Source organism: Pseudomonas parafulva, assembly GCF_002021815.1.
Taxonomy (GTDB): Bacteria; Pseudomonadota; Gammaproteobacteria; order Pseudomonadales; family Pseudomonadaceae; genus Aquipseudomonas; species Aquipseudomonas parafulva_B.
In genome coordinates this window covers 1,307,963-1,324,237 of record NZ_CP019952.1, presented here as the reverse complement: position 1 = coordinate 1,324,237, position 16,275 = coordinate 1,307,963, and the positions used below count along the sequence as shown (strand labels likewise).

The window sequence follows — 16,275 nt, the reverse complement described above, 5'->3', positions numbered from 1 at the left end:
GAATACATCATGCAATACGATAGCCCTCAGTCGAGCAGCGCTCTGCAAGACACCCTGAACGCCGATAGCGCCAACCTGTCCGAGAACACCATCGCTGCCATCAGCAGCCTGTTGAACCTGAACAACGTCCAAGACGTCAACATCGCTGGCATCGAAGGCAACGCCGTTCAGCTGCCAACTTCCGGCCAAGCTGACATCGTTATTGGCGAAGTCGAAGGCGAGCAAGGCGACCAAGTTGTTGTCGACCTGGCTGCTGCCGAAGCCGCTGGCGTAAGCGCTTACGTGCTGCAGAGCGACGCTAACCTGGTTGTTGACCTGCAAGGTCAAGCTGCCGCGGCTGGCGACGTACAAACTCTGGCAGCTGCCGTAGCCCCTGCTGTTGATACCTCGGGTATCCAACTGGTAGTTGCTACCGGTAACGGCGACGACGTAATCACCGTTAAAGGCGACCAGAACACCCTGATCGACGGCGGTGACGGCAACGACACCATCGTGACCGGCAACGGCAACAACGTTGTAATCGCTGGCAACGGCAACAACAACGTCACCACCGGTTCGGGCGATGACACCATCATCCTGAGCGGCAGCGACCACGCTGACATCGTCAACGCCGGTGCTGGCTACGACGTGGTCCAGCTGGACGGTACTCGTGATGACTACGAACTGACCGTTGGCAACAACTTCAACGTCAACCTGACCGGCAACCAAACTGCCGCGATCAAAGACGCTGAGTTCCTGAAGTTCGTTGACGCTGACGGCGCAGAGCAATCCATCGCCCTGGCGCACAACGATGCCGAAGCCCTTGCCCTGCGCATGTACGAAGGCATCCTGGGTCGCGACGCTGACGTGAACGGCGCCAAGTCGTTCGTTGAAGCTGTCAACAACGGCACTTCGCTGACCGACATTGCCAACGCCTTCCTGAACTCGCAAGAGTTCGCTGGCGCCAACAATGCCGCTGACATCAACGACCTGTACAACACCCTGCTGGGTCGCGATGCAGACCAGGGCGGCGCTGACGCTTGGGCAGCTCTGCTGGCCAACGGTGGCACTCTGGCTGACGTCGCTGGCGCGATCGCTGTTTCGGAAGAAGCACAAGACCGTGACCAGTCGAACGGCGACTTCGTACGTGACCTGTACACCGCTGCCCTGGGCCGCGACGCCGACGAAGCTGGCCTGGACGCCTGGGTATCCCAGCTGTTCAACGGCACCAGCCGCGCCGATGTTGCCAAAGGCATCGTAGGTTCGGAAGAAGCTGCTAACAAAGCTAACGGTGACTTCATCGACTCGCTGTACCAGTCCGCACTGGGCCGCGACGCCGACGACGCTGGTAAAGCTGCCTGGGCTGCTCAGCTGGAAGCTGGTGCTTCGCAAGCAGACGTTGCCCTGGGCATCGTTGGTTCGCCAGAAGCTGCTGCACACATCGACAACGTCGTTGTACTGCACGGCCAGGTGTAACTAGCCCTGTCGTAGCGAAACGTACACCCGGCCGCAAGGCCGGGCGTATGCCAAAGGGGGCGGCTTTCGAGTCGCCCTTCTTTTTATTTTTTGTAGCCAAGCCAAGCTTATGTCCAGACAACTCGACCATGGGCGAGAAACGCTCATGGACATTTTTCATCGGCATCGCCAGGCAGAAGAGCACGCCAGCGCAGCTTCAGCGTTGGAACAGGCCCTCAAGGTCCCCGAGTATCGTCCAGAGGCACTTATCTGGAAGGGTATCGAGGCACTGCCAAAGCATCCAAAGCTTGCCTTCATTTTTTTTAGTAATGCGGTCAAAGCCCTGCCAAAGCGAACAGATCTGCATGCGCTGCTAGGGCGGTGTCTGCTGGATCTGGCACAGCCACAACTGGCTACCCGCTACTTGGCCGCCGCCTGGCAAAAGCATCCTCATGACGCAGGGCTACGGCAAGTACTGTGGCTTTCGCGCAGCCAATCCGATACCCCCAAACAGCTAGAGCGCCTGATTCTTGCTCAACTGCCTGAAATCACTTCGCCCCAAGAGCTCAACTTAGTACTCAGATTGCTGGCTGCAAAAACTCAGCACGCAGGTGCGGTGGGTGTCGTTCGGCTTGATCGAGATGCCCAAGAGATACAAGGTTGGGCAATCGACTTGAAGAACCTTGCCGAGCCATGCACCGTTCAGTTCGAGTTCAACGGGCATGTAGTAAACGCATCGGCTGGCCGTCCCGATCCACTGCTAAAAGCCGCTGGTATTTCGTCCAGCCATGGGGGCATTCGCGCCAAACTGCCCAAAGCTTGCGCTGCAGTTGCCGTGGGTTTTAGTACGGGCGGCTTATTGCAAGGTAGCCCCCTACACACCCTCCCGGTTTGGGTACCACCTTGCCCACTTGCGGGCCAAACCAAAAGCGGTCCGGTCGATGTGCTCATTCCGGTCTATAACGGCCTGGATGAGACGCTGGCGTGCATAAACAGCGCCATCGAATCTCGCAGGCATAACCGCACGCCTCATCGTCTTGTAGTCATCGAGGACGCCACGCCACTCCCCGCCTTGCGCAAAGCGCTCAAAGTGCTGGCAGGCAAGAGCAAGATCACCCTTGTACAGAACCCTTCCAACCTGGGCTTCATTCGTAGCATGAATAGAGCCATGGCTATGAGTTTGGGCAAAGACGTGATTTGGCTGAACGCTGATACCCGCGTTCACGGAGACTGGATCGACCGCCTGCGTCAGGTAGCTTACAGCGATCCTCAGGTAGCGTCGGTTACCCCGTTCACGAACAACGGTGAATTGATGAGCTTTCCTAAGAGCCGCGTCAGTCAACCCATGCCCTCACCTGACCAGCACGCCGAACTGGATAACCTGGCCAAGCTCAACCCGTCGGACCCAGTAGAAATTGAAACAGGTTGTGGTTTCTGCCTTTACATCAAGCGCGATGCCATCGACCAAGTAGGTTATCTAGACGAGGTAGAGCTGTCGCGAGGTTACGGGGAGGAAACCGACTGGTGTTTGCGCGCTCGCAGCTTGGGCTGGAAGCATATGGGGGCGCCAAATGTTTTCGTCGCTCACCAAGGGGGGGTGTCTTTTGGGGAAGAAAAAAACCTGCGCGTTGCCTACAACAACGCCATCCTTCGGAAACGCTACCCTGATGCTGAGTCACGTTACGAAACCTTCTGCCGTCGCGACCCAATCAAACCGGCTCGACAAACATTGCAGCGTGCGCGCCTGACCCATTGGCTGGATCAGCACCGTGGGGAACCGAGTTACCCTCGATCAGAGCTGCACATCCATGATGGCAGCCGTCCTGAAACCCCCTTCAGCCTGACCTGGCACCATGAAGGGCTGCGCAACTGGGTGACACTCCATGCAGAGGTTCTGCCATTGGAGATCAGCCTGGACTATGCCCCTGAAGAGTTGCCTCATCTTATAGAAGATTTGCGCGCCCTACCCTTGCGGGGCCTTGTTTTCGAACGACTGGCCAATGCCCCTTTGTTCATATGGGACCTGCCGAGCCAGCTATCACTGTCCTATCGGATTGTTTGCCGGGACGATGCCTTGCTTTCCAAGGAGGCATGCAACGATCGTATGGAGTTTGCCGCATCAGCCGAGCGTATTGAATTGCCCAGCGCCGAGTCTGTTGATCGACATACCGCCGTGTTGCATGGAGCAAACCTTGCTCTGATCGAAGCCCCTCTGCTCCCTGCTACCCATGAGGTGACAAGCACGGGTACGTGGCTGATCGGTGACGACCTGAGCGACAGCCAAGTAGCGCGCCAATGGCTTGAAATAGCCCAGCGAGCGACTCGAGAAAAACTGCCCGTACAGTTTCTTATCGAAGCGAAACAGCCTTGGAGCAAGCAGTTGCTTGCTACAGGTGCGGTGTACGCGCTGCCGGATCTGACAATGCTGTCGATGGCAGAGAACGTGGCAATGTCCGGTTGTGGCGCCATTTTGAGCCTGCATGCGTGCCCTGTTTCAGGTTGGCGCGCAGTGGAGCTTGCGAGTGACCTGGACCTTCCATTGCATGCGCCTTACGCAGTGCGGGAAAACGCCACAGGCGAATTTCCCTTTCATTCTTTTTCTATTACCGAGCCGGCCTGATGTCACCACACGTCTTGGATAAAACCCCAACGGACACCGCCTCGCTTTCAGCGGTCCGATATAAGGGCCTGATCACCGGGCTTTATGGCGACGTTCTGCAGGGCTGGGCTCTAGACACCCTTAACCCCGGACAGAAACTGATCGTCGAGGTCTTTATCGACGGCGCTAGTGTGGCGGTGGCTCGCGCAGATTTGTACGAAACCAAAGCCAGCGAGGGGGACCAGTTCAACGGGTTCGCCGTGCAGTTGCGTCAAGCCTGGCTAAACCAGGCCCGGCACATCAGCGTCACGATTGCCAACGAATCCTTTTCACTCGACGGCGACATCACCTTACCTGCGCTGTTTGGTAGAGAGCCTGAACTGATCGCATCGCAGGTGTGGCACACCGGCGGCTTGCGCCTTAGTGGGTGGGCATGGGACCCCCAGTCCCCTCATCGTCGCGTGACGATCCGCGTACGTGAGGGGGATCAGCAGGTGGCTCAAGTGGTGTGCGACCAACACAGCCAAGCCCTGGCGTATCGCGATAGCAGTGACCACGGTTTTGTTCTGGACTTGCCCTGGGCCTTGGCCGACGGCAAACCTCACGTTCTGAGCATCGAAAGCGAATCCGGCGCCCCGTTGGCCGGCAGCCCTATCACCTTGTGCTGCGCCCCTGAAGGTATCGAAGGCCTGGTAAACCAACTGTCCGCGCACCACGACAGCGCATTGATCGAGGTCATTGAGGCAGTGGCGCGGGAACAGAGCCTGCGCTTACCCAAAAGCGCCGGCTGGCACCTCTACCCTGCCTGGGCTAATGCTTTCCAGTGTCCAAAACCTTCCGAGAGTCAGCGAGCAAATGATGTAGGAGTGCTGCTGATTAGTAATGGTGACGCAGCGCTTGAGGCACTTACCCTCGGCAGCCTCGCATTATCTGGCAACAGCCCTGGACGCCTCGTCAAAGCCCACCCAAGTGATATTGCTCCCGTACTGCTTGAGTTACTGAACGCGGACTGCACTTCTATTGTTCCGGTCTGGGCAGGCGACCGCCTGCGAGCCGATGCCTTGATTCAGTTCAGCGCACTGCTGGCCGAGGGTAGCGCTTGGGGTTATGCGGACTGCGATCAGGATCTGGCCAATGGCGAGCCGGGCCACCCCTGGTTCAAGCCGGTATGGGACCTGGATGCCTTCATCGGCGCAGATACATTCACACCCGGTTCGGTCTTCCACAAGGACACAGTCAGCCGCGCCGTTGCACGCCTCCAGCAGAGTGGGCACGGCACGTTCGATTGGCACATGCTGATGTCGGCTGTCGTACTGATTACCGAAGAAATGCAAGCGCGCGTGGCGCATCTGCCGCAGGTGCTTTATCACCGCCACGCATTGAGCGTTTCGAGCCCGGAGCACGCGCCAGCTTGCCCACAACGACTGCTGGCAATCAACTGGTTATGCGAGGCCCTTGCACCCGGAGCGCAAGTAACGCCGCTGGCTGATCACCCAGGCCTCTTGCGCGTCATCTGGCCACTTCCGATGCCACTCCCAAAGGTCAGCTTGATCATTCCGACGAAGGATCAGGTCGCCCTACTCCGTACATGCATCGAAGGGTTGCTGAACCAAACGGATTACCCGGATCTTGAAATCATCGTCATGGACAACCTGTCCGTGATGCCGGAAACCCTCGAATATCTCGCCGAGTTGCCGAGCCGGGGGGTTAAGGTCATCCCGCACCCCTATCCGTTCAATTATTCGGAGATCAACAACGCCGCTGTGCACCACGCTACAGGTCAGATCATCGGTTTGGTCAACAACGACATCGAGATTCTCGACGGTAACTGGCTAAAGGAAATGGTCAGCCAGTTGATGCGGCCTGGGGTCGGAGCTGTTGGTGCCAAACTCCTGTGGCCTAATCGCATGGTTCAGCACGGCGGGGTAGTCGTGGGTATAAATGGCTTGGCTGCGCATGCCGGGAATCAGCTGGCCGAGCACGACGCAGGTTACCTGGCTAGCAACTTACTGACTCGACAGCAGACTGCCGTGACAGCTGCGTGCCTGTTGGTCCATGCACCGTTGTTCGAGGTATTGGGGGGGTTGGACGAGGTTCGCTACCCGGTTGCCTTCAACGATGTGGACTTCTGTATGCGCATACGTGCGCTGGGCTTCAAAATCGTCTGGTGTGCTCAAGCGCAACTGATTCATGCCGAGTCGGCAAGCCGAGGCAAGGATATTGCTCCCGAAAAACGTGCGCGGGCGCAGCGTGAGCAGAAGAACTTCACAGATCGTTGGTTCTCCCAAGGTGAGCAAGATCCTTTCTACCATCCTGCCTTGAGCCATGATTACCTCAGTGGTCCATATGGCGGTTTGGCATTGCCACCTCGCGCGACGACTCAGGTTAGATACGGCGGTGGCAAGGTTTGCTGCCTGACCGACTTGGATGGCGCAAAGCGCACGTTTGACTGGCGGGCTGCTGATGCCAACCCCAAAGCTCTTTCCGGTCATCAGGAGGCAGCCGATGTCGTTTGAGCTTCCGCCGCCGCCTCCAGAGGCGGGCTCTGATTTGGTCATTGCTACCCTGTGGCGGTCCGGCACGTTTGACGCGACGTATTACCTGAGTCAGTACCCGGACGTCGCGGCTGCAGGCATTGACCCTCTGGTGCATTTCGTGCGCCACGGCGCGCGCGAAAAACGCAACCCCAATGCGTATTTCAATACACATTACTACCTGTCGATGAACCCAGACGTCGCGCAGTGTGACATGAACCCGCTCTATCACTTCTGCACCGACGGCTGGAAAGAGTTACGCAAGCCATGCAAAGAGTTCGATGTGTGGTGGTATTGGTCGAGCTACCTGGACCCAGCGAGCGACGCCATCAACCCACTGGCGCACTTCCTGCACGAAGGAATTGCAGCGAACGCCTTGCCACGTCCGCAAGGCCCTTTCGCGCAGACTACGCAGTCGGCTTGGCTACCTGAACGGCCCATCAAGCGCATCTGCCTGTTCGCGGGATACGACCCTGATGGGCTGGTTGACGATTATGTAGTCCAGTACCTTCGAGCACTTAGGGCCCATGCAGATGTTTACTACCTTGCCGACTGTGTAATGCAAGATGGCGAGCTGCTCAAGCTGAAGGGCATCGTCAAGGACGCTTGGGCGGGCCGGCATCAACGCTATGACTTTGGTTCCTATTCCCTGTTGGCAAATTCGCTGGTGGGCTGGGACACCATCGACCAATACGATGAGTTGCTGTTGGCCAACGACAGTTGCTACCTGGTCAAGGACTTCGATGATGTCTTCGAGCAGATGGATAAACGCCGCTGCGACTGGTGGGGGCTTCAAGCGACAAAGGGAATAGCCAAAACCAAGGCGGAGCCGAGCAATCAGTTCAAGCAGCCCATCGCGATGGACACCGTGCGCGCTTCGATGCTGGACCGTTTTGAAGAGGACGATACCTACGACTTCCTGATAGGGTCATATTTTGTGGCTTATCGCAAGCCCGTGTTGTCTGACCCCGATTTTCGTAAGCTGTTGAGCACGGTTGTTCAGCAGCCAAACAAGCAGAACGTGATTTTCAAATACGAAATCGGTTTGACCCGCTACCTGATTACGCGCGGGTTCGTTCTCGATACCTTCATCAGTAGCCTCTACCCATTCCATCCGATTTACAGCAACCAGCACTTCAAACTGCTGGAGGCAGGGTTCCCGCTATTCAAGCGCTACCTGCTAACGGCCAATCATTACCAGGTAGCCAAGCTGTATAGATGGAAGGAAAAGATCCTGGCGTGCGCACCTGAGGCCGATGTGCAGACCATGGAGCGCAACCTGACGCGCATTACCGATCAGGAGGTGCTGGAGCGTAATCTGTACATTGGCACATCGAGACTGCCAGACAATGAACAGGTGCCCACTACCCTGCTGACTCATGCTGAATTCATCGAAGCCGACCACCGCGTGCCCAAGTACGACCACTGGTGGGCCTTCCCGGTGTGTGCTTTCTCTGGCGTGTTCTCCGGAAACGAGCGTGCAGTTTTTGAAGAGGTCAAAGATGATGAGGGTATTTTCAAAATCATCCTGACCCGCGGCAAACCGGTAACCGTGGAGGGCAGAAACGTCCTTGTTGTACCGCTGGAAAGCCCCGAAGGTCAGTATCATCTCTTGCGCGCTAAAATCCTGTTCATCAAACACACACCTACGCGCAATCTTGTCTATCCGCTTTCAAGCGATCTGCATGACTTGATCAACCTCTGGCACGGTATCCCGCTTAAACGCATTGGCTACGCGTCACTTGACCAGCAGAACAGGCGTGACGCCATCGCAGAAGAGCACGCCCGTTGCAGGGCGGTGATCAGTTCATCAAGCATCGATACGATGGCAATGGCAGCAGCCTTCTACCCGTTGAGCTACAACGACGTATGGCAAACAGGGCTTCCTCGGAACGATTTTATTCTCCGTGACTTCGGAAAATTGCCCAAGGATTTGCAGGCGGAAAGCCTGAAGTTAGAGAATGCGATTGCAGGACGCGGGCTGATTTTGTTCATGCCGACGTTCCGTAATGGAGCGGCTAATGCGTGCTACCAGTTCACAAAAAACGAGCTGGAGCAGCTGGAGGAATGGCTGCTAGAGAACGACCTGGTGCTTGGAGTGAGAGAGCACATGGCGGACCGTTCGGGGTCTTACGCCGAGCAGTTAGGACGTCTGGGCGCGCTGGACTTGAGCGATGAACATTACCCTAACGTCGAGGTCCTATACAGATCCGCACGCTTGCTTATCACGGATTACTCAAGTTGCTTCATAGACTTCATGCTGACGGGCAAGCCGATGGTGAGCTTTGCTTATGACTATGAGTACTACGCAGGCGTGGAGCGTGGGTTATTTTATGAGCTTGAGCATGTGTTTCCTGGGTCCGTATGCTCTGACTTCGAAGCGCTTCACAATGCATTGAAGCAAAACTCTGATGTACACCCGGAGATGGCTGTTGGTTATGATTGGAAGAAGAAAATCTTCTTTGACTGGTGTGATGACCATAATTCAGCAAGACTGATTGATCGGGTTAAAAGCTTAATAAATTAAGGATGAATAAATTGAAAACGGTTATCACATACGGTACGTTCGATATATTACACCGCGGCCACATCAACCTATTGAAACGCGCTCGTGCGCTGGGTGATAGATTAGTCGTAGGCCTATCTTCGGACGAGTTTAATGCTGGCAAACACAAGTCATCCTTGCTCAACTATGAAAATCGCAAGATAGTATTGGAATCGATTCGCTACGTGGACTTTGTGTTTCCTGAGGATAACTGGGAACAAAAGGTTTCCGACATTAGCAAATATAATGCTCAGATTTTTGTTATGGGTAACGATTGGGAAGGGAAATTCGACATGCTCAAAGAGTATTGCGAAGTTGTCTACCTTGACCGTACACCGGCAATTTCTACAACCGAAATCAAAACTAGCCTGTCCCACGTATGAATGACACTAACACTGAAGATCAGCGTATTTTGCGCGAGATAAGAATAATCAACGCCTCCGGCTTGTTCGATGATGATTTTTACAATGAATCATATCCGGATGTTAAAGCAAGCGGAATGCACCCCATCCAACATTACGTGCTGTATGGAGCACAAGAGGGCCGGCTTCCTAGAAGAGACTTCGATCCAGTCGCGTATGGTCAGCAATATCCTGAAGCGACGGAGAAGAACGCTTTCATCCATTACATTAATCGTGGCTCTCAAGCAGAAGTGCTGGCAAAAGATTTGACTCAGATTATTGAGCCTGCTGATGGAGTGAAAAGCTCGGGAGCACTACTTGAGAAGATATCATCTTCCGGCTTATTTGATCGAAAATTCTATCTAAAGACATATCCTGACGTTGCTGCAAGCAAGGTGGATCCAGCACTACATTTTCTACAACACGGTGCGCTAGAGCTCAGAAATCCATCTGCCAAGTTTGATATATGCTGGTACTGGTTAATTCATCAGCAAAACGAACACATTGAGACCAATCCACTCATCCATTATCTGGAAGACGGTCTTGCCAAATCCCTTTCTGTCAAACCAAGCAGTAAGTTTGAATTAGCCCAACTCGATCAAGCCTGCAAGACATTTTTAGCCCAGGCACCTGACTTAAACAAAGCGCTTAAGGTGGCAGCCTATTTAGAGAAGATTGGTCGCTCTGTAAATGCTGAGCTGATCTACGGCTACATATGTGCAACTTCAGAAGATCCTAAACATTTCGAAGCGCTCGCGAGGATCTATATCAACCAGAAAAAGTGGTGGCAAGCAGCCGACACGCTCAAGGCAGCGTGCGAGCTAACGCCAGAAAAAAAACATCTGATAGTACAGCATGGTGAAGTATGCGAGAAACTACGACGCCATGAAGACGCAGCTGATAGTTATAAAAAAGCCCTAGTTATTGAGCCAGATAATTCGATTTGGCTCTATAGGCTTGGCTATCTTTATGAGCTATTGGGTGAAAGTACACTCGCAGAGAACCATTACAAGAAAGCTATCAAATCAAGTAAGGATCCTGCGGTCACTCGCTTCGGCATTGGAGTACTGCACCAAGGAAGAGGATTGTGGAAGGAAGCTGTCGCACGTTATAGCCTAAAAATTGAAGAAGATCCCAGCGATGCTGAGCTTTGGTATAGGCTTGGCATGGCCTATGATCGATGCTTCGACTGGGAATCAGCCAGCTCGTGCTATAGGCTCGCGGTTGGGTTAGATTCAACTCAGGCATATTGGTCTTACCGTCTTGGTTTTGTATTGGAGCGAGCAGGCAGCTTCTCAGAGGCTGCAGAGGCTTATGGAACTGCTGCCAATAGGAGCAATAAGCTCGAACCCTACTGGTTCTATCGCCAAGGCTACACTCTTAGACTTTCTGGAAAACACAGAGAGGCATGCCTCGCCTTCCTCAAATCCACTAAAGAAAGCCTTGACTACGTTGAGTCCGGATCAACAGAAAATTCCTCAATTGAGTCGGATGATTCAGATTCTCAGCTAAGCGTAGCCACCCGATCGACGGATCGTCTGAATGCGCTAATTACCATCTCAGAACAGGCACCATTTAATCTCCAGCTCTATGTGCAGCTAGCACAAGAATTGCACAAAAATGGGCTTTGGAAAGCTGCAGCGGAAGCTTTCTCGCAAGTGGTCGCGCGTAGTAACTCCCACAATTCGAGATGGTATTACCTGCTTGGTCACTCCTATATGTGCGCAGGCCTTTTCGATGAAGCCAGCGAAGCTTTCGAGCAAACACGTATCATCAAGCGGGCTTACGGTTTCGACTATTCTAGATACGAAAAAAACCAAAGCCTAAAAAATGCGATTGAATACAATGAACTAGTTGAAACGCTCAAAGTTGAAGAGAACGTAGTATTCTACGAAAGCTTCCATGGCGCTTCTGCAAGTTGCAACCCATATGCAATATATGAGGCGCTTTCGTCGAGGAAAGAATACGATCATCTTATCCATGTATGGGCTCTATCAGATCCAAGCTTGGCATCCCGAGAGCTAAAAAAATCTAAAAAGGTTATATTGGTTGAGCGAAATAGCTATCTTTATCGCCGCTATATCGCGACTGCTAAGTACCTCATAAACAACAACACATTCATGCCTTGGTTCATACGCCGAAACGAGCAGGTTTACTTGAACACGTGGCATGGCACACCAATGAAAGGACTTGGCAAAGATAATAAAAACTCTTTCATGGCTCATAAGAACGTCTCCAGAAACTTCCTGCACGCAACACACCTCGTAAGCCCGAACCCCCATACTTCTGAGGTTATGATACGATCGCATGATATCGCGGGCACGTTCAATGGGATAATTGCAGAAACTGGGTATCCTAGGAATGACAGAGTCCTCATGCAGGAGCCTGCGGTTCAAGCTGCACTAATCGAAAAACTTAGAATCGATACAGCAAAACCAACCGTCCTTTATGCGCCAACTTGGAGGGGTACGACTTCGGAGGCAACTGTCGACTTAGATCAACTTATCAATGACCTTCAGGCACTCAAGACACTTCCGTATAATGTGTTGTTCCGAGGACATCATATGTCTGAGGCATTGATAGCTGACTTAGGGTTCAGCTCTGTCCCACCAGATGTTGAAACCTCAGCACTTTTGTCAGTAGTCGATATACTTATTACTGACTACTCAAGTATATGCTTCGACTTCATGCCTACGGGCAAACCGATAATCTACTACGCGTATGATTATGAAGATTACTGCTCTTCAAGAGGAATGTATCTAAATCTTGATACTATTCCTGGTACAATGGTCACTACTCGCGACGCTTTGATCGAGAAAATTGCGGAATTGACCAGTACTCCATTTTCTCCTGTAATCGTCAGCGAAGAAAATCTCAAATACCTCGATACCTCGAATGGGAGCGCCACTGAAAGAACGATCAAACTAATTTTCGAAAACGACCGCACTCATTCTATAGACCTATTCAATAGCACAAAAAAATCTATTTTAATTTACGCAGGCGCTTTGCCACCAAACGGTATAACCCAATCCTGCCTGAGCTTAATAAATGCTATTGATAGTGAGCGCTACAGCATTACACTCGTTATCGATCCTGATACAATTGAAATAGATCCGTATAGATTAAACAAACTCTCCTCAATAGCTGACAAGGTCCAAATAATCAGCAGAGTAGGCGTAGTCAATTACTCCCCTGAAGAAAAGCTTGTAATTGATACATTCAACGCGCACGACAGTTTACACTCGGAGGAGATGTGGACAATTTACCGTAAACTCATGCGGAAAGAATTTAACAGAGTCTTCGGCTGTGCTAAATTCGATTTAGTAATCCAATTTGAAGGGTACGGCAAGTTCTGGACGGGACTACTGGGCTACGGCCCAACTGATTCCCAGCGGGTAGTTTATCTCCATAACAACATGATGGAGGAGTACCTGACCAAGTATGAATTCCTAGAGGGAATTTTTAAACTATATCCTACTTACGATAAACTCATATCAGTATCGGAAAGTGTAAACCAGCAAAACTTACTTAACTTAGCACCTAAAACGCACATCAGCCAAGATAAGTTCGTCTATTGCGATAATTTCATCAACGTCGAGGAGATCATCTCAAAGTCAGCTTATCCTGTTGACTCTGATATTTTTAGCTGGATCGGGGGATCGATAGCGTTCGGGACAGTTGGCAGGCTATCGCCTGAGAAAGGGCATCATAAGTTGATAACTGCCTTTGCTAAAGTCATCGAAGACACCCAAGCAGATATTAAGTTAGTAATCATTGGAGATGGCTCGCAGTGGTCCATCCTAAACCAACACATCGTCGATTTGAATCTTGAGGGTCGAGTCCTTCTGGCTGGTATTCGACAAAATCCATACCCCCTCATAAAGTCACTCGATTTATTCGTTTTCTCTTCTGATCACGAGGGTCAGGGGCTGGCAATTATCGAGGCGCTGGTACTGGGCAAACCGGTCATTTCTACTGATATACCTGGACCTCATAGCATCCTCGTACCAGGCTACGGTCTATTGGTTGAGAATAGCGTTTTAGGTCTTGCTGATGCGATGAAAATGCACTTGAAGAAACCTTTGAAATTTAAAGAGTTTTGTGGCGTAGAGTACAATAAAAATGTAGCTGCCATGTTCAAATCATCGGTGGGAATTTGAAACTCCACATATATAGGCGCTAGCCAATTCCAAGATTAGACCTGCGGGCCCAATTTTGAGCCGTAAGTAAACAGCTCAAGATTGGGCCATCGCAAAATCTTCCTAAGATGGCAGTACCTCTGATCAAATCTTAGCTGTCGTAAGACAGACTTCTCGCGAACTGTGCAACAAATTAGCAATACTATTAACGTCTTGAGTAGCATGCTATATCCGGAATAGTTGGATTGGCGCATTCAACCGATCGACGCGAATCGGCTTTTGAATATCAAGCACGAACATACACAGCCCAGTAGAACTTTAACTCAGCAGACCACATTAAGTTATATTTTCGACACAATATATATAGTGGAACTTAAGCTCATCACGCCATAAACTTCACCTAAAAGCATAGTGTTATCTAAAAACCCATGCCGCTCAAAAGTTATTAACTACAGTATTTATGGTTTAAATATGATCCTTTACATTTCAATCGATAACTCTGTCCACTACGGACCCTCCAATACCCTATTAGTACTTAAAACCACCTACCCAGCATAACCTCTATTTCGACGTGTTTTTTGGGCTGGCCTGGCTTTTCACAAGACTGGATTACTGGATGGTAAGAATGATCGGTTCATCGGTGGAGTACGATGATATTTTAAAGCGTTGGGACTACTAGACGCCTGAGCCAAAGACAGACACCGTTGCGTTTCCACTACAAGATTCTAATGCGGTTGCGGGGCTCTTGGATAACAGACCAAAAGCACTAAACCGGATGCCGCCAGTTTCATGGCCAGCTTTACCAGAACAGCAAAGTCATTTATGGATTTCTGGGCTAAACCAGCTTTGGGTAAAGGTGTATTTTTTGACTTTTCTCAGTTCGCATCATCACGTGCGGACCCCATAAAGAGATTGCTTGCGCAGTATCGGGGATTAGCAAAGCTTTTTTTTATGGGGGGTTCATGGAGCGGTTAGACTACCCCTGCACAGCGAATTTAACATGACGTCGTTGTTTAGCTTAGATCATATGGATGAATGCGCGACGTCAGTAATAATGACAAAGCCAATTGAAACTGACAGCTGCGTTTCTATGTATATTTATACACAGCCTTAATGAATCACCTGAGCCAGCAAGTTCAGATAACGCTTGTGTAAGTTGGGGTAGCCTTTGTTTACCTATGCGAGACTGGGAAAGCAAATTGAACTCAGCGGATTGAACGCGCAGTAAGCATGTCCGCATATGCCCTCTAAGAACAGCCCAAACGGCAGTTCTGCTTGATCGGATATTTCCTGAGGTCAGATCTGGTAGCTCGAAGGAATGACAACTGAGCTTACTTTTCACCAACTGAAACGAACTTTATCTATTGGATACTTTCGAAATTTTACCACTTAACGCCTTGGTTACATTCGACACAGGTCAACCATAGTGGGATGTACTTAAACCCTATAACTCTCAGTGGACCGCCCATGAATAGACAGATTGCGTTCATCTGCACAATTTCAGCCCTAGCCACATCTCCTATCCAATCGCACGCAGAAGCACAAGCGTCGCAAAGCGCTCAAATTAATAGCATTTTAGAAACCTTTGAGAAATCCGTAAAACCGGATCTTAATGGGAAAATAACTCTTGAAAAAAAAATAAACTTCCAGTCTAACTCATATAATTCTACAAATCGCGCCATAGGCGCTCGTTACACTTACCCACAAGCCTTCCAGATTGACGAAAAAAAAGATTTGCTCTACATACTCAGGTACTCAAATGGGCATCCTGCTCGCGGTGTCATTGAGAAATATAAGTGGAGTTCAGGATTATTAGTTTCAACTTATTTGATTAAAGAACCCCAAATGTCTATCTCTGAAGGCATTGTGGTAGATCATTCAGATCAAGGTGACTTACTATATATAAGATCTGAAAACAAGCTTGTTCGCTATCAACTGATTGAAGGAGATAACGCGCTTGGCTCAACAAAAAAACTAAAGGTACTATTTGACAATGTCGCGCAAAGCTTTTACCGCAAAGACGGTCAGTGGTATTTGGAAAAATATCGCACTACCCCGGACGCTGTGGGACAAAGTCGCGGAGAATATTATATTCTCGACAGAAACTTCAAACATATCGGAGATCTCAGTCTTCCTGCGCGCTACGCAGGATATAGAGAGTCTGACCAACTTAACCTACCCAAACACCAAGGGTTTGCCGTGCTTGGTGACGGTTATGTAATGTCCATGGGAGGCTACTGGTCGGAGAAAACTGAAACAACCCCCTATCACTATTATGGAGTCAACGTGTTCAACAGCGACGGCAGCATTAGAAGCTCAAGTTATGTTGCCCCTAAAGTTCTGTTTTCCGAACTGTCGCGCTTAGGAATTAAGGCATATAAAAACGAGAACGAAGGCATCCAGGCAATGAATGACGGTAGCTTGATTGCATTACAAGTAGTCCAAACAAAAGAGAACCCAGACGGACAGTTGCTTTTTATTAGATTTACTTTACCGCCAAGCTAAAAGGCAAATACAACAGAATGTGAATGGTATGTAAATTTTTCAACCATTCACATTCAGCTCAAGACATACTAGCAACCCCAAATCCTGGGCAATCTTTCGGATAAGTACGCCTAATTCG

At 50.9% G+C, this 16,275-nt stretch carries 7 protein-coding genes; all 7 read left to right on the top strand.

What is annotated here, in order from left to right; genetic code table 11:
* Nucleotides 1-9 precede the first annotated feature (9 nt).
* Nucleotides 10-1,455, top strand: a complete 1,446-nt coding sequence (locus B2J77_RS05875) for a DUF4214 domain-containing protein (protein WP_078478166.1) — start codon at nucleotides 10-12, stop codon at nucleotides 1,453-1,455.
* 145 nt (nucleotides 1,456-1,600) lie between these two features.
* The gene (locus tag B2J77_RS05870) at nucleotides 1,601-4,054 is read left to right on the top strand and encodes a glycosyltransferase family 2 protein (RefSeq protein ID WP_078478165.1); all 2,454 of its coding nucleotides are present in this window, start codon (nucleotides 1,601-1,603) and stop codon (nucleotides 4,052-4,054) included.
* The gene (locus B2J77_RS05865; protein WP_078478164.1) at nucleotides 4,054-6,549 is read left to right on the top strand and encodes a glycosyltransferase family 2 protein; all 2,496 of its coding nucleotides are present in this window, start codon (nucleotides 4,054-4,056) and stop codon (nucleotides 6,547-6,549) included. Before B2J77_RS05870 ends, B2J77_RS05865 begins: the two co-directional genes overlap by 1 nt.
* Nucleotides 6,539-9,094 (top strand): CDP-glycerol glycerophosphotransferase family protein, encoded by a 2,556-nt coding sequence (locus tag B2J77_RS05860; RefSeq protein ID WP_194286096.1) that lies wholly within the window; start codon nucleotides 6,539-6,541, stop codon nucleotides 9,092-9,094. Before B2J77_RS05865 ends, B2J77_RS05860 begins: the two co-directional genes overlap by 11 nt.
* An 11-nt stretch (nucleotides 9,095-9,105) precedes the next feature.
* Entirely contained in the window at nucleotides 9,106-9,495 is a 390-nt protein-coding gene (tagD, locus tag B2J77_RS05855) for a glycerol-3-phosphate cytidylyltransferase (RefSeq protein WP_078479396.1), read from the top strand.
* Nucleotides 9,492-13,673, top strand: coding sequence for a CDP-glycerol glycerophosphotransferase family protein (locus B2J77_RS05850; RefSeq protein ID WP_078478162.1), 4,182 nt, complete (start codon nucleotides 9,492-9,494; stop codon nucleotides 13,671-13,673). The genes tagD and B2J77_RS05850 overlap by 4 nt, the downstream gene beginning before the upstream one ends.
* Nucleotides 13,674-15,119: 1,446 nt before the next feature.
* A complete protein-coding gene (locus B2J77_RS21275) occupies nucleotides 15,120-16,157 on the top strand; it encodes a hypothetical protein (RefSeq protein ID WP_153302487.1) in 1,038 nt (345 codons plus the stop codon).
* Nucleotides 16,158-16,275 lie beyond the last annotated feature (118 nt).